The 13,336-nt window shown below is 63.5% G+C and carries 17 protein-coding genes and 1 tRNA gene; 6 read left to right on the forward strand and 12 right to left on the reverse strand.

The annotated features are described in order from the left end of the window. The first annotated feature begins 20 nt into the window (after positions 1-20). Both NE850_RS17855 and lepB read left to right on the forward strand, forming a co-directional pair. The gene (locus NE850_RS17855; protein WP_085954227.1) at positions 21-1,019 is read left to right on the forward strand and encodes a Gfo/Idh/MocA family protein; all 999 of its coding nucleotides are present in this window, start codon (positions 21-23) and stop codon (positions 1,017-1,019) included. A 241-nt stretch (positions 1,020-1,260) separates the two neighbouring features. After that, positions 1,261-1,962 (forward strand): signal peptidase I, encoded by a 702-nt coding sequence (gene lepB, locus NE850_RS17860; protein ID WP_007182167.1) that lies wholly within the window; start codon positions 1,261-1,263, stop codon positions 1,960-1,962. A 19-nt stretch (positions 1,963-1,981) separates the two neighbouring features. Here the strand turns inward: lepB and NE850_RS17865 are convergent, their stop codons facing one another. The 9 genes from NE850_RS17865 to NE850_RS17905 all read right to left on the reverse strand — a co-directional run bounded on the left by NE850_RS17865 (position 1,982) and on the right by NE850_RS17905 (position 9,214). Beyond that, positions 1,982-2,641, reverse strand: coding sequence for an amino acid ABC transporter permease (locus tag NE850_RS17865; protein WP_007182166.1), 660 nt, complete (start codon positions 2,639-2,641; stop codon positions 1,982-1,984). A gap of 117 nt (positions 2,642-2,758) precedes the next feature. Further along, on the reverse strand, positions 2,759-3,553 hold the full coding sequence (locus NE850_RS17870) for a cystine ABC transporter substrate-binding protein (protein WP_007182165.1): 795 nt from the start codon (positions 3,551-3,553) through the stop codon (positions 2,759-2,761). Positions 3,554-3,688: 135 nt separating this feature from the next. Continuing rightward, entirely contained in the window at positions 3,689-4,750 is a 1,062-nt protein-coding gene (locus NE850_RS17875; protein WP_007182164.1) for a quinone-dependent dihydroorotate dehydrogenase, read from the reverse strand. A gap of 78 nt (positions 4,751-4,828) precedes the next feature. Further along, entirely contained in the window at positions 4,829-5,659 is an 831-nt protein-coding gene (locus NE850_RS17880; RefSeq protein WP_007182163.1) for an arginyltransferase, read from the reverse strand. Between the two features lie 116 nt (positions 5,660-5,775). Then, positions 5,776-6,513, reverse strand: a complete 738-nt coding sequence (gene aat, locus NE850_RS17885) for a leucyl/phenylalanyl-tRNA--protein transferase (protein ID WP_007182162.1) — start codon at positions 6,511-6,513, stop codon at positions 5,776-5,778. Between the two features lie 9 nt (positions 6,514-6,522). Further along, positions 6,523-7,068, reverse strand: coding sequence for an NUDIX hydrolase (locus NE850_RS17890; RefSeq protein ID WP_007182161.1), 546 nt, complete (start codon positions 7,066-7,068; stop codon positions 6,523-6,525). Positions 7,069-7,442: 374 nt separating this feature from the next. Next, the gene (locus NE850_RS17895) at positions 7,443-7,598 is read right to left on the reverse strand and encodes a hypothetical protein (RefSeq protein ID WP_157187833.1); all 156 of its coding nucleotides are present in this window, start codon (positions 7,596-7,598) and stop codon (positions 7,443-7,445) included. Continuing rightward, positions 7,595-8,116: a DUF6531 domain-containing protein gene (locus tag NE850_RS17900; RefSeq protein ID WP_310699026.1), complete on the reverse strand. Its 522-nt coding sequence runs from the start codon at positions 8,114-8,116 to the stop codon at positions 7,595-7,597. Before NE850_RS17900 ends, NE850_RS17895 begins: the two co-directional genes overlap by 4 nt. Before the next feature lie 1,021 nt (positions 8,117-9,137). After that, positions 9,138-9,214, reverse strand: a tRNA-Met gene (locus NE850_RS17905). A gap of 242 nt (positions 9,215-9,456) precedes the next feature. On the opposite strand from NE850_RS17905, the gene NE850_RS17910 reads away from it, so the two are divergent. Next, positions 9,457-9,954 (forward strand): heme-degrading domain-containing protein, encoded by a 498-nt coding sequence (locus NE850_RS17910; RefSeq protein WP_310699027.1) that lies wholly within the window; start codon positions 9,457-9,459, stop codon positions 9,952-9,954. A 10-nt stretch (positions 9,955-9,964) separates the two neighbouring features. Continuing rightward, positions 9,965-10,297: a DMT family transporter gene (locus NE850_RS17915; protein WP_405044856.1), complete on the forward strand. Its 333-nt coding sequence runs from the start codon at positions 9,965-9,967 to the stop codon at positions 10,295-10,297. A 39-nt stretch (positions 10,298-10,336) separates the two neighbouring features. Here NE850_RS17915 and NE850_RS17920 read toward each other — a convergent pair whose 3' ends face one another. Next, complete coding sequence (locus NE850_RS17920; RefSeq protein ID WP_007182158.1) at positions 10,337-10,726, reverse strand: hypothetical protein; 390 nt, start codon at positions 10,724-10,726, stop codon at positions 10,337-10,339. A gap of 75 nt (positions 10,727-10,801) precedes the next feature. Continuing rightward, entirely contained in the window at positions 10,802-10,993 is a 192-nt protein-coding gene (locus NE850_RS17925; protein WP_007182157.1) for a hypothetical protein, read from the reverse strand. A gap of 298 nt (positions 10,994-11,291) precedes the next feature. Here NE850_RS17925 and NE850_RS17930 point away from each other — a divergent pair, with 298 nt between their 5' ends. Together NE850_RS17930 and NE850_RS17935 are read left to right on the forward strand one after the other, a co-directional pair. Further along, positions 11,292-11,570 carry a hypothetical protein gene (locus NE850_RS17930; protein WP_007182156.1) on the forward strand — a complete coding sequence of 93 codons (279 nt, stop codon included), beginning with the start codon at positions 11,292-11,294 and terminating at the stop codon, positions 11,568-11,570. After that, complete coding sequence (locus NE850_RS17935; RefSeq protein ID WP_007182155.1) at positions 11,570-12,031, forward strand: DUF1488 domain-containing protein; 462 nt, start codon at positions 11,570-11,572, stop codon at positions 12,029-12,031. Before NE850_RS17930 ends, NE850_RS17935 begins: the two co-directional genes overlap by 1 nt. 165 nt (positions 12,032-12,196) lie before the next feature. Here NE850_RS17935 and NE850_RS17940 read toward each other — a convergent pair whose 3' ends face one another. Next, entirely contained in the window at positions 12,197-13,195 is a 999-nt protein-coding gene (locus NE850_RS17940; RefSeq protein WP_007182154.1) for an NAD-dependent epimerase/dehydratase family protein, read from the reverse strand. Positions 13,196-13,336 lie beyond the last annotated feature (141 nt).

Raw genomic sequence — 13,336 nt, forward strand, 5'->3', positions numbered from 1 at the left:
TGCATGGACTCGAAGAAACGATGACAATCGCAATGCAGGAAATCCCCGCGGACGGCACGATCCGCTGGGGGATCGTCGGGACGGGCCGCATTGCCCGTCGCTTCGCTCAGGGTCTCGCTCATGTGCCGCAGGCGCAACTGACCGCGCTGTGGTCACGCCGCGCGGAACCCGCCAGCGCTTTCGCCGAAGAGTTCGGCGGCGAGGTTTGCGCAAGCTTCGACGCGCTGCTCGCGAGCGGTATCCACGCGCTCTATATCGCCACCGTCCAGGACAGTCACGCCGGCTACGCGATCGCCGCGCTGCAGGCCGGGCTGCATGTACTGTGCGAAAAACCGGCCACCATCAATCAGCCGCAACTCGAGCGGGTGCTCGACGCGGCGCGTGCCGCGCAGCGGCTCTTCATGGAAGCCATGAAGCCGCCGTTCTATCCGCTCTACAGGAAGTTGCGCGCGCATCTGGACGCCGATCCGATCGGCGCGGTGGGGCTGGTGCGGGCCGGTTGTTCGGTGCCGGGCGTGCCGGACGATCATCCTTCGCTGTCGTTCGAGCATGCGGGCGGTGCGCTGCTCGACATCGGCATCTATGAAATGTTTCTCGCCGTCGACTGGCTGGGCGCGCCGCGTGAAGTGCAGACGCTCGGGCGGCTCGGCGCGACGGGCGTCGATACGTTCGCCAGCCTGAACAGCCTGCATGAGGGCGGCATCGCCCAGGTGTTCTGCGGACTCGATCTGCATGGCAAAGGCGATGCGCTGCTGATGGCAACAGGCGGCCACGTCACGATTCACGAGCCGTGGTGGAACCCGTCGCGCGCGACGATCCGGTATGCCGGCGGACGCGCGGTCGAACTCGACGAACCGTTCGAAGGCGGCGGCCTGAACTACGAGACCGCGCACTTCTGCGAACTGATCCGGGCGGGGCAACTGGAAAGCCCGGTGATGCCGCACAGCAAGTCGTTGCAGATGATCGCGATGGCCGACGCGGCGCGTGCGGCGCTCGGGGTGAAGTTCGCGGGCGAATGAAGGCGCGCTGAGCGTTCGTCGAGGCGCGCATCTCGCGGCCATGCGCGAACACGGTGCGCGTCTGATGAGACGCGCAAGCCGATGCGGCCGCCGCGCGATCGCGCGAACCTGCTATGCCGATTCGCCGCCGACGTTCGCCGTTGCGTCCAACTGCGGTGGTAGGATTTGCGCGGGCATGCGGCGAGAGAAAACGCCGCACATGTCCGCCGCTTTCGAATCCCTTCCAATGGAGCCGCCTGCCATGCGCATGCTCGGAAAACTCTGGCGCGACAACAAGAGCCTCGTCGCGTTCCTCTTTCTGATGGTGCTGTTTCGCAGCGCCGTGGCCGACTGGAACGTCGTGCCGAGCGGCTCGATGCTGCCGACCATCCGTGAGGGCGACCGGATTCTCGTCGACAAGATGGCTTACGATCTGCGCGTGCCGCTTACGCATATCGCCATCGCGCATCTGCATGATCCGCAACGCGGCGATATCGTAACGATCGATTCTTCGGCCGCGCATGAGTTGATCGTCAAGCGTCTGATCGGTTTGCCCGGCGACAGCGTGGCGATGCGCGAGAACGTGTTGTACGTGAACGGCGTGCGCGCCGATTACCAGTCGCTGAAACTCAAGCCGCTGCCCGGCGACGCCACCTCGCCCGGCGATTATCTGACCGAGCGCTTCGACGGCGTCGCGCATAGCGTGCGGCTCGCGCCGCAAGCGCCGAGTCCGCGCGATTCGTTTGGGCCGGTGATCGTGCCGCCCGGCGAGTATCTGATGCTCGGCGACAATCGCGACGACAGCGCCGATTCGCGTTACTTCGGTTTCTTTCCGCGCAAGGAGCTGATGGGCCGCACGCGTCGCGTCGCGTATTCGCTCGACCCGGACCATTACTACGCGCCGCGCTTCGAGCGCTTCGGCGCGCCGCTCGATAGTACGACGTCGGCGGTCGCGAGCCGCTAGAGCGGGCGCGACCGGATATTCAGTGACGCGACGGCAGCGCGAGGCGCCGTTCGTACCAGCGCTGCACGCTTTCGAGCACCTGGCACAGCACCCAGTAGACCGCGGCCGCGGCGAGATAGAGCGGCAGCGGCTGATAGGTCGAGGCGATGATTTCCTGCGCGCTGCGCAGCAGTTCGGTCACGGTAATCACCGACACCAGCGAGGTGTCCTTGATGAGGCTGATCAAACTGTTCGACAGACTCGGCACGGCAATGCGCAACGCCTGCGGCGCGATCACATAGCGCAGCGTCTGGCGGCGCGAGAGGCCGAGACTATAGGCGGCGAGCCACTGACCCTGGTGAATCCCCAGAATCGCGCCGCGCATGCTTTCCGACAGGTACGCCGCCACGTTCGCCGACAACGCGATCACGCCGGCCGGCGTAGGGTCGAGTGAAATGCCGAAACTCGGCAGGCCGTAATAGATCACGAAGATCTGCACCAGCAGCGGCGTGCCACGCATCACGCTCACGTAAATGCGCGCGATCCAGTTCAGCACGCGGCTGTGGCTCACGCCCATCAACGCGAGCACGGCACCGGCGATCAGGCCGAAGATCATCGACAGAACCGCGAACTTGACCGTCAGGACGGCGCCCTGTGCGAGCACGGGCAGCGATTCAACGAGCAGGGAAGTGGTGGACATGAGCGGTGGTCGCGGTGGGTCGGTTAGGCGCGCAAAAGCGCACATCATAAACTTTGCTGCAGAAGCGCGAAGGGCGGCATCGCCGACGATGCCGCCCTTCGTTCCAGCCAGCGCGTCTTACTTGATCGGCTTGCTGACGTCGATGCCGAACCACTTGTCCGAGATCTTCGAGAGCGTGCCGTCCGCTTCGAGCTGGGTCATCGCGTCGTCGATCGCCTTGGCGAACTTCGGGTTGCCCTTCTTGAACGGAATGCCGGAAGGGTTGCCCGCGCCGACGTTCGCGCCGGTGCGCAGCGGCAGTTGCGAGTTCTTCATCAGGTACGCGAGCATCAGGCGGTCGTTGAGCGCCGCGTCCAGACGCCCGGCGGCCAGATCGCGCAGGTATTCGGGCGCGCCCGGATACGTCTTCACGTCGATGCCCGGCACCGACTTCGCCATGTCCATGTAGTTCGTGCCCAGACCGACGCCGAGCTTCTTGCCCTTCAGATCCTCGAGCGACTTGAACTGGCGCGTGTCGTCCTTACGCTGGATCAGTTGCGCGGCCGAGTACGTGTAGGCCGGCGAGAAATCGAGCGCCTGCTTGCGCGCGTCGGTGATGCCCACCTGGTTGACGATCACGTCGAACTTGCCCGCCTGCAGACCGGCGATGATGCCGCTCCACTCGGTCGTGACGAATTCCGGCTTCACGCCGAGCTTCGCGGCCACGGCTTTGGCGATGTCGACGTCGTAGCCGACCAGTTCGCCCGACGGCGCTTTCGAATTGAACGGCGGGAAGGTGCCTTCGAGACCGATACGCAGCGTGCCGCGCTGCTTGACCTGGTCGAGCAGGTCGTCGGCGTGGGCGGTGACGGCTGTGAACGACGCGCCGATCAGACCGGCGACCAGAATCTTTTTCAACAAGCCAAATTTCATCGAGTTCCTTTTTTCGTCTGGCGTTTTAACAGACGAAAGCATAACAAAGCAGACTATCGAAACCAAAATACCGTTTGTTTATGTCTATATTACGGACGCAAAGCGGCTTGGGGTGCTGCTCGGCGGGGGCCGCGCCTAGCGAAGCGCCTGAACGCATTCGGCCACCAGCGCCGGTCCGCGGTAGATGAAGCCGGTATAGAGCTGCACCAGCGACGCGCCGGCCGCGATCTTGGCGCGCGCATCCTCGCCCGAAAAAATCCCGCCGACGCCGATGATCGGCACCGTTTCGCCGACTTCCGCACGCAGCTTGCGGATCACTGCATTCGACGCGTCGAACACCGGCTTGCCCGACAGGCCGCCGGCTTCGTCGCCGTATTGCATGCCGGCGACGGCGGTGCGCGAGAGCGTGGTGTTGGTGGCGATCACGCCTTCGAAGCGGTGGCGCAGCAGCGTGTCCGCGATGGACTTGATCTGTTCGTCGTCGAGATCCGGCGCGATCTTCAGCGCGAGCGGCACCAGCTTGCCGTGCATGTCGGCCAGACGCTGCTGCTTGTCCTTGAGCGCCGCGAGCAGCGCGTCGAGTTCGCCCGCGCCTTGCAACTGGCGCAGATTCTTCGTATTCGGCGACGAGATGTTGACCGTCACGTAGCTGGCGAACGGATACACGCGTTCGAGACAGTACAGGTAGTCTTCGGCGGCGCGCTCGATCGGCGTGTCGGCGTTCTTGCCGATGTTCAGGCCAAGAATGCCGCGATAGCGCGCAGCCTGCACGTTCTTCACGAACTGGTCGACGCCCGCGTTGTTGAAGCCCATGCGGTTAATCACGGCGTTCGCCTGCGGCAGACGGAACATGCGCGGGCGCGGATTGCCCGGCTGCGCGCGCGGCGTCACCGTGCCCACTTCGATAAAGCCGAAGCCGAGCGCGGCGAGGCCGTCGATGCACGCGCCGTCCTTGTCGAGGCCCGCGGCGAGCCCCACCGGATTGCGGAACGTCAGCCCCATTACGGTGCGCGGCGCATCCGGCACGCGCGGCGCGAGCGCGCCGGCGAGGCCGGTGCGGCCGGCGGCGCCGAGAACGCGCAAGGTCAGGTGGTGGGCGTCTTCCGCGTCCATGCGAAAGAGTTGGGCGCGTACGAGCGGGTAGAGGGAACTGAACACGGGACGAAGCCGGGCGGCCGGAAAATGGGAACCCGCCATTTTACCGGCTTTAAGCCATGACTTTGACGCATTAATGGGGCCTACTCGCGGGATCGGGCCGCGACCGGCTGAAGCGAGCTACGGTTTGAACGGGGGACGTTTGCCGTGAATCGCCAGATCGACCGGCGGCAGATCCACGCCTGTGGGGTCGAGCACACGCCAGGCGCCGTCGATCAAACCCTCGAGCGGGTGGAAATTCGCCTTGTACGCCATTTTCGGACTCTCGCGAATCCAGTAGCCGAGGTACACGTAGGGCAGCTTCAGGCTGCGCGCCTGCTCGATCTGCCAATAGATGTTGTAGGTGCCGAAGCTCGTGTGCGGCAGCCCCGGCTCGAAAAACGTGTACACCGACGAGAGCCCGTCGCCGAGGATGTCGATCATGCTGATCATGCGCAGAATGCCGGGTGCATCCGGCTGCTCTGGCCGCTCACGCGGCGGCTCGCGGAATTCGACCAGCCGCGAGTTGATCCGGCTCTGCAGCAGGAACTGCTCGTACTGGTCGCGGCTGTCGCGATCCATGCCGCCGCCCGCGTGCCGTGCCGACTGATAGCGCATGTAGAGCGCATAGTGTTCTTCGTCGTAGTGGAGCGGCGCGACGGTGGCGATCAGTTCGCCATGTTTTTTCCAGACGCGGCGTTGCGTGCGGTTCGGCTCGAACCGGTCGACCGGCACGCGCACCGGCACGCAGGCGCGGCAGCCGTCGCAATACGGCCGGTAGGTGAACACGCCCGAGCGCCGGAAGCCGGCCTTGACGAGGTCGGTGTAGACGTCGGAGTTGATCAGATGACTGGGGGTGGCGACTTGCGAGCGCGCGATGCGCCCGTCCAGATAACTGCAGGGATAGGGCGCCGTTGCATAAAATTGCAGCGCCGAAAGCGGGGAAAGAGGCAGCTCGTTGGGATGAGTCACGTTGGCAGCTCTCGAAGCGTCTCTGGTAATGCAAACCCGGCGCCTTGCGGTTGACGACCCGCGGCTCGTGACCCGCGGCTCGGTGGGCGGCGGGTCCGGATTCGGCCTGATTCTTCCTACGCCGCCGGCGCGACGATCTCGAGCAACACGGTCTTGTCGAAGTGCCAGGGAATAGGCGGCGCCTCGACCGACGCGCGAACATGCGCGATGAACGCCTTGCGCGCTATCTCGCGACCGCCCAGCGACGCCAGATGCGACGTGTTCTGCTGGCAGTCTATCATTTCTATTTCGTGACGGCGCAAGTGTCCGACAAGCGCGGCCAGCGCCATTTTGGACGCGTCCGTGACCTCCGCGAACATGGATTCGCCGAAGAACATCTTGCCGAACGACACGCCATACAGACCGCCCACGCGCCTGCCTTCGAACCAGGTTTCGATGCTATGCGCGTCGCCCACACGATGCAGCGACGAGTACGCCTCGACCACGTCCGCGGTGATCCATGTGCCACGCTGTCCGCGTCGCGGCGCCTGCGCGCAGGCACGCATCACCGCGGCGAAATCATGGTCGACGCGGATTTCCCACGCGTCGTCGCGCAGCACGCGCCGGAGCGTTTTGCGCAGCGACGGCGACACTTTGAATTCGGCGGGGCGCAGGATCATGCGCGGGTCGGGACTCCACCACAACACGGGCTGGCCGTCCGAATACCACGGGAAGATGCCGCGCCGATAGGCGTCGATCAGGCGCGACGGCAGCAGATCGCCGCTGGCGGCGAGCAGGCCCGGCGCGCCACTGTTCGCGCCGAGCGCGCGCTCGACGGGAGGAAACGGATCGTCGGGTCCGAGCCAGGGAACCATGCGCGCCGCTCAACCTTCGCGCAGCGAGCGGAAGATGTCGCCCGTGTGCAGGCCGAAGCTGCCGGCGGCGCGGTCGGCGAAAAAGAAACGCAGGGTCTGGCCGACCGTGGGGAAGGCGATTTCGTCCCAAGGGACTTCATGTTCTTCGAAGAGTTTCACTTCGAGACTTTCTTCGCCGGCGGCAATGTCGAGATCGAGCAGGCGCGCCATATAGAACAGATGCACCTGATGCACGTGCGGCACGTTCAACAGCGAGAAGAGATTTTGCACTTCGACGCGCGCGCCGGCTTCTTCCAGCGTTTCGCGCGACGCCGCCTCGGCGGTTGTCTCACCCATTTCCATGAAGCCCGCCGGCAGCGTCCAGTAGCCGTAACGCGGTTCGATCGCGCGACGGCACAGCAGCACCTTGTCGTCCCACACCGGAACGGTGCCGACCACGTTGCGTGGATTCTGATAATGCACCGTGCCGCAACTGGCGCATACGAAGCGCTCGCGGTTGTCGCCCGGCGGAATGCTCAGGCTGACGCCGTGGCCGCAGACAGAACAGAATTTCATAGGAAAGGGGCAGGAAAGGGTGATAGGAGTTTATCACTGGGGCGCGGTTTTACTCAGGTGGGAAAGGTGGCGTGCGGGAGCTGGGGGTGGGTGGGTTCCTTCAGGGGCGTGCGGAAGACTGCCGGGAGAGGGGCGCTTCGTGGAGCTCGATCTGGACCCCGCGCACTTCGGGGGTGCTTGCGACCACATCCGCGATGCGTGTCGCGAAGGTGCGCTATTCGCGAGTTGGAGCGAGGCGTGGGGAACGGGCTCGCCGGACACTCGAAAAATAAAAAGCTGCCGACGAGCGCAATGCTCTCGCCATAGCTCATGTACGGTCATCTATCGCGGCCGCATTGCTCGGAGAAGCGCGTTACTGCGCCCTTGTCCATTGACTACGCCTGCGTCTTCGTAGGCAACCGAACTTCGCTATGCCGCATCTCCATTGCATCGCCCGATATTTCAATCTTTCCATCAAACGCCAGCATCTCGACTCTTTGCGCATAGAAGAGATCGGGAACTCCTTTAACGTGATCTCTGTTTTGAATCATCGACCTCCATCTGACCGATACGCGCTGATTTGCGCTGGATTTCCGGCTGCATTTGCCAACCCGAGTTGTCTTTGCCAATTATGAAACCAACTTACACCAATACCCGCGTCGGTCCTGATGAACGGTGATGACCGATATGAGCGGGTGAACTTTAAAGGCGTATCGTCGCCGCTCGCAAAATCAGCTTCCGTTATCGTGGTGACCCCGTTTGCCGGAAGGATTGGATCGGCAGCCGCGCAGTTCTTGTCTGGATCGGTCGGGGACGGTGTTCCACACCAACTCTCGATGAGTGGTCGATTGTTTGGGCAGTTGTAGCTGCCCATACCAACAGGGGTATTCGACATAACGGTTAAAACGCACGCAGGCGTCCCCGGCGAAGCGCCGGATTTGCCGTACAGGCCGAGGCAAAGCGAGTCGCCGCCATCTGCACTCACATGAGCAGCCATGAACAGGAAGGCGAGTGTGGCGACAACGCGAGCCAGAATTCTCGCTCCGTTAAAACGTGTTTGGTAATTCATCCGCTTTCCCTAATCCGATGCCTGGAGCGACGGTTATTGCCTTGGGGCGGCCCGGCCGGTAGTTACGTGCACGCGATGCTCGCCGATGGTTGGAAGTCGAAATGCCCTTTCTTGCGTTGCCGATTTGACATCTCCAAGACTTGATCAAGTAGACGAAAACGACGGACCAGCGGCACGCCCGACCGTGGGGCGAATAGACGGGTGCCTTAACTTGTCATCGTCAAGGGGATAAGAAAACGCAGCTATCAGACGGATCCGAAAAATAAGGGCGCATGTCGTGCGTGAGGGGATCGAACGACGTTGGCACGTCCAGGCTAAGCGTGATATGGAACCCGACCGCGGCCGACCGAAGCTGCGGACGGAGGATTGCAGGTGGTCCGTCATGCAAATGAACGAGATCAAGGGGCGCGGGAGGGCGCGTTCGGCAGGCACGACGAAAAGCTTGCCGGCCTCAGGAGAGAACTCATCCGTAGTACGCTGAACTGCCGATAGAGCTGAAAGCGGCGATCTTGAGCGTTTTTTGGATGACGTGGTTCCGCAGGCCGTGACGACGAAGCCAGGCCCAAGGCGTTATGTGGATGTGTCGGATCGACTGCGAGCGGGCATTCGCGCCGCACCGGGTTGCACTCATTGTTGCCCAACGCAGTGAATTGCCCACACCTGATAACGCTGCGCATGGATTTATCGCGGCGCAAGGATTAGCGACCTTCCCACCCAACGAGCGCGAGGTACATTTGCGTTCACCCTTTTTCGACACAGCCCAGTGAGTTAGCGACCGGTGCGACGCGAGCATCTATCGGTATGACCGGATCGCTGATGGTCCGGAAATGCGAGTGGCGGACTTTGCCGGAAGTGTGGGAGTGAACGAAGAGAGTTCCGCCTTCGCCAGCTTGCTGATTAACCGCAGCGAGTCATTCGCAAAGCGAGCGGACAACAAAAAACCCGCTCGTGGCGGGTTTCAGTTCGGGACAGATTAGCAAAAAGCATTGCAATTGCCCTGCCGACGGAGTCTTGATGCACTTGGTTGCGGGGGTAGGATTTGAACCTACGACCTTCGGGTTATGAGCCCGACGAGCTGCCAGACTGCTCCACCCCGCGTCCGTCGAAGAAAAGATTATAGAAGAAAGTGCATGACTATGCAACAGCTAATTAAGAACCGGCTTCAATCCACCTATCTCGCGGCCGGCGCCGCGATCTCCTCAAAGTCGCCGCACGCATTGCCCGCGTCGCATGCCGGAAGGCACACGTAAGACGCTGCGCTAGAATTCAGGTTCTCTTCGCGGCGCCGCCGTGTCTGCACGGCGGCGTACGCTTCACCTCCTATGTTGCCCCGAACCCTCATGGATATCGCTCACGATCTGCAGGTGATTGCCGCTCAGGAACATGCCCTGGTGTTTCCCCATTTCGATCCCGACCGCGCGTGGCAGGTCGGTGCCTATCTGCATGAGGTCGCCAAGGCGCGTGGCATCCCCGCTGCGATCGACGTGCGCACTTTCGGCCAGCCGCTGTTCTTCAGTCTGCTCGACGGCGCCACGCCGGACAACGTCGATTGGGCGCGCCGCAAAGGCAATACGGTCGCGCATTTTCGCCGCAGTTCGTACGCGATCGGTCTGAAGATGCAGCAGGCCGGCAGCACGCTCGCCGACAAGCACGGCTTGCCCAATACGGAATATGCGTCGCACGGCGGTGCGTTTCCGCTGACGGTGGCGGGCGTGGGCGTGATCGGTTCGATCACGGTGTCGGGTTTGCCGCAACGCGCCGATCACGAACTGGTGGTGGAAGCGCTGTGCGCGCACCTCGGCCACGACTACAGCAAGCTCGCGCTTGCAAAGGCCTGAAGCGATGCGGCTGCCCGCTTATGCATTGCTAGGCATCGCCATTGTGGCCGAAGTGATTGCAACCTCCGCAATGCGCGCGTCGGACGGTTTCTCGCGGTTGCTGCCTTCAGCGGTGGTGGTGCTCGGCTATGGCGTGGCGTTCTATTGCCTGTCGCTGACGCTCAGGAGTATTCCGGTCGGCATCGTCTATGCGGTATGGTCCGGTGCCGGCATCGTGCTGATCACGCTGGTCGCGGTGGTGTTGTACCGGCAGGTGCCCGACGTGCCGGCCATTATCGGCCTCGGGCTGATCATTGCCGGCGTCGCCGTGCTGAACATGTTCTCGAAGATGCAGGCGCACTGAGCACTCGCGCCGACCCACGAGCTTCGGGTTCGCTTCTTCTTATTTGCAGCGCACGATCATCGAACGGTTCTTCACGTTGGCGGAGACGACGTTCGTGACGCTGCCGCCCGCCGTGCCGCCTTCGTCATTGTCTTTCGACACGATGTCATAGCCCGTCGCGCCGCATGCCTTGCCGGCCTGCACGTAGCACGAGGCCCAGCTGGAAGCGGCGTCGGCGCCGCTGCAATTCACGGCGAAACCGGTCTGCCCGTTCGGCAGGTTGATCAGCGACGTGGTGTTCGACGATGCGCAGCCGGCGAGGCCCACGCCCAACAGCACGGCGGCGGGAAGGGCGGCCGCGAGCGACGTCCGGCGAACCAGCGCAAGCGCTGCACGGGTTCGGGGGCGGTCGAGGCGGCCGGCGCGGCGCAGTTGCGTCATGAAATGCATCGTGATGTTTCCTTTCAGATTGAGACGTTCGGGCGTGTCGCGCCAACCGGGCGCGGCTGCTGATTCACGGCGATCTCAGGGCGTTTCGATCGTAATGCCCGCCGCGCTGACCAGCCGGCGGCTTTCAGTGCCTTTCTCGGTGGCCGCGTCTTCCCAGATGCTGATGGCTTTCGGTATGTCGATGCCGTGGCTTTCCGCGTAGGCAAACCATTTGTTTGCCGCATCCGGTTCGGGCAGTTCGTGGTCTTGCAGAAAATATTTTCCCATATTGCGCTCGCTGAACTGGAAAAGGCGTCGTCGCGGCGGCACGGATCGTGCCGGTGGTCCCGTTCGACCGGCGCGAGCCGAACAAGTGCGATCGAGAAATCGCGTTGCTGGCCGCTACAGAACTAATCGGCTCGCAAGGCGCCTTACATACTGGTTGGCTGCGGCGTGCCGACTTGCGTGCAACTCGGGCGGAGCATGTGCACCGTAGGGCCAACGGAGGTCGACGCAGACAGGCGTATCGGGCGCGGATCCACGCGGCGTCCGCTCATGAACTCGAATTGCAACGAGGAGAACGAATATGGCTGAACGGGTCAGCGGCCCTTATCGCGGTTATTACATTAGCGCCGCCGCGCGCCTCGTACCGGCGGTCGACACACCGGCTACATCGGCCGGCGGCGCGAGCGGCACTTACGTCGGCTCGGTGAGTCTCGCTGAACATGGCCCGGACGATCCTCATCGGATGGAAACGCTGCTTGAACTCGGCGACGGGCAGCGCTTCGGCAGCGAAGAGGAGGCGCTCGTGTTCGTCGAGCAGGCGGCGCGCGATTACGTCGACCGCCTGCTGGGAGGCAGTTGATGGCGGCGCGTCAAGGGGAAAAGGCCGTCGCCTGGAGCATCGACAAAACCGCCGATGAAAGCGCCGCGGCAGGCTGGACCGCGGTCCGGCCGCGCGAGTACCATATCGACGTTGTCCGGGGCCGGCCGGTTCTCGCCGGCACCGGTTTCCTGTCGGATCTTTCTGATGAGGCGACCATGGAAATTCGGTTTCCTGCGGACGCGCCCGCTTACCGCGACTCCAATCTGACCGTTGTCTTTCCCGCGCTGGTGGACGGCGAGCCCGTGCCGTGCGCGATCTCGGTCGAAGCGCTCGAAGATCACTTCGGCGCCTATTCCGAAGACCTGGAAGGCTGGATGCGCGCGTTCGACGCCGGGCGTCGGCGCATCGAGGCGGTGGCGCGCGAGCACTTGCAGATCAGTAACGGCACGCCCGTGCTGCTGAAAAGCGGCCACTTTCCACCGGGCAACGTAGCCGGTTGATGACAACTGACCGTAATTGAGCGCGGCCGTTGGAACTGAGCGGACGGGGCGAGCCTGGGCGAGCTTTTATACATCGGCGCATACATCGGCGCAAAAGGCCGCTCGCTGGCCGGTAACGAGGCGCGAGCGCCGCTCCTGGCGCGTCTGTCTTCTTCGCGCGCCCGATCAAACCGCGTTCGCGGTGCTGCCGTTTGTTCCAGCCTTCGGCGCTGCCGCCTCGCGCGCGGCGTCGAAAGCATGGCGGATGCCTTCCTCGTAAGACGTCCTGGCGATCGGGCCGATCAGTTCCGTCAACGCCGAATCGTCGAGCACGACCGGTTCGGTCATCAGGTAGTTCATCTCCACCAGTTCCCGCATCAACGGATTGAACAGGCCGAGCAGGCGCAGCAGCGTCTTGCCGGCCACCATCAGCTTCGGTGCGCGGCCGGCCAGCGCGTAGGCCTGCCGCGCGACTTCGCGCTGCGTGATGGTGCCCGCGCCGGCAAGGTGCCACCAGCGCCCATACGCTGCGGGCGTGCGCGTGAGCTTTTCGACCACCGGCCCGACATCCGGCAGATAGATGAATTCATGCGGGACGTCCAGCGGGCCGATCATCTGCGCGCGCTTGCCGGTTGCGGCGCCTTCGAACACGCCGTTCAGCAGGCTGCGCTCGATGCATGGGCCGTAGAAGTCGGGCAGACGCAACACGAGGGTCGAGAGGCCGTCCCGTCCGTGCGCCGCCAATACCAGATTTTCCTGCGCGAGCCGCATCCGGCCTTTGAACGTGTGCGGCTCGCGCGGATGCTTTTCGCTGATCGGATTGCCCTGCGCGCGGCCGTACGGATACACCGTGCCGATCAGAATGAAACGCTCGACGCCCGCCGCCGTGACGCCGGCGAGGGTTCGCTCCATCAGCGGCGGGTGCGCGGCAAACTGATCGTAGGGCACGCCGACCAGATAGATCACAGTCTGCAGACCCTCTGCCGCCGCGCGGATCGAAGCGGGGTCGTCCGGATTCCACGTGACGATCTCCGCGCGCGGGTCGCGGCCGAACGCGGCCTCCAGCGGCCCGCGCGAACGGCCGACGGCCCGGTAGTCGCGGCCCGCAGCGCCGAGCGCCGCAGCAATGCTCTGACCGGCCGCGCCCGCGGCTCCGAATAAACCCACTTTGCCTGTGCCTTGCATGACGACTCCTCGAAGCGGCGCCGTATCGCGGCCGCATAAATGGACTAACGTTGTCTGACGGTTGAAAATTTAGTGAACACTGTTTAGTGAACGGTGTTCAGTTTAATTTGACTTTTCAGTTTGTCAACCCGAGAATGTTCG

This window comes from Paraburkholderia sp. USG1 (assembly GCF_031570135.1).
Taxonomy (GTDB): domain Bacteria; phylum Pseudomonadota; class Gammaproteobacteria; order Burkholderiales; family Burkholderiaceae; genus Paraburkholderia; species Paraburkholderia dioscoreae.

What these genes read in the sequence shown, in the direction of transcription:
- lepB (WP_007182167.1), top strand. Translation starts at nt 1,261, where the DNA reads ATGCGCATGCTCGGAAAACTCTGGCGCGACAACAAGAGCCTCGTCGCG.
- NE850_RS17865 (WP_007182166.1), bottom strand. Translation starts at nt 2,641, where the DNA reads ATGTCCACCACTTCCCTGCTCGTTGAATCGCTGCCCGTGCTCGCACAG.
- NE850_RS17940 (WP_007182154.1), bottom strand. Translation starts at nt 13,195, where the DNA reads ATGCAAGGCACAGGCAAAGTGGGTTTATTCGGAGCCGCGGGCGCGGCC.
- NE850_RS17910 (WP_310699027.1), top strand. Translation starts at nt 9,457, where the DNA reads ATGGATATCGCTCACGATCTGCAGGTGATTGCCGCTCAGGAACATGCC.
- NE850_RS17935 (WP_007182155.1), top strand. Translation starts at nt 11,570, where the DNA reads ATGGCGGCGCGTCAAGGGGAAAAGGCCGTCGCCTGGAGCATCGACAAA.
- NE850_RS17895 (WP_157187833.1), bottom strand. Translation starts at nt 7,598, where the DNA reads ATGATTCAAAACAGAGATCACGTTAAAGGAGTTCCCGATCTCTTCTAT.
- aat (WP_007182162.1), bottom strand. Translation starts at nt 6,513, where the DNA reads ATGGTTCCCTGGCTCGGACCCGACGATCCGTTTCCTCCCGTCGAGCGC.
- NE850_RS17875 (WP_007182164.1), bottom strand. Translation starts at nt 4,750, where the DNA reads ATGGCGGGTTCCCATTTTCCGGCCGCCCGGCTTCGTCCCGTGTTCAGT.
- NE850_RS17930 (WP_007182156.1), top strand. Translation starts at nt 11,292, where the DNA reads ATGGCTGAACGGGTCAGCGGCCCTTATCGCGGTTATTACATTAGCGCC.
- NE850_RS17920 (WP_007182158.1), bottom strand. Translation starts at nt 10,726, where the DNA reads ATGCATTTCATGACGCAACTGCGCCGCGCCGGCCGCCTCGACCGCCCC.
- NE850_RS17855 (WP_085954227.1), top strand. Translation starts at nt 21, where the DNA reads ATGACAATCGCAATGCAGGAAATCCCCGCGGACGGCACGATCCGCTGG.
- NE850_RS17925 (WP_007182157.1), bottom strand. Translation starts at nt 10,993, where the DNA reads ATGGGAAAATATTTTCTGCAAGACCACGAACTGCCCGAACCGGATGCG.
- NE850_RS17900 (WP_310699026.1), bottom strand. Translation starts at nt 8,116, where the DNA reads ATGAATTACCAAACACGTTTTAACGGAGCGAGAATTCTGGCTCGCGTT.
- NE850_RS17870 (WP_007182165.1), bottom strand. Translation starts at nt 3,553, where the DNA reads ATGAAATTTGGCTTGTTGAAAAAGATTCTGGTCGCCGGTCTGATCGGC.
- NE850_RS17890 (WP_007182161.1), bottom strand. Translation starts at nt 7,068, where the DNA reads ATGAAATTCTGTTCTGTCTGCGGCCACGGCGTCAGCCTGAGCATTCCG.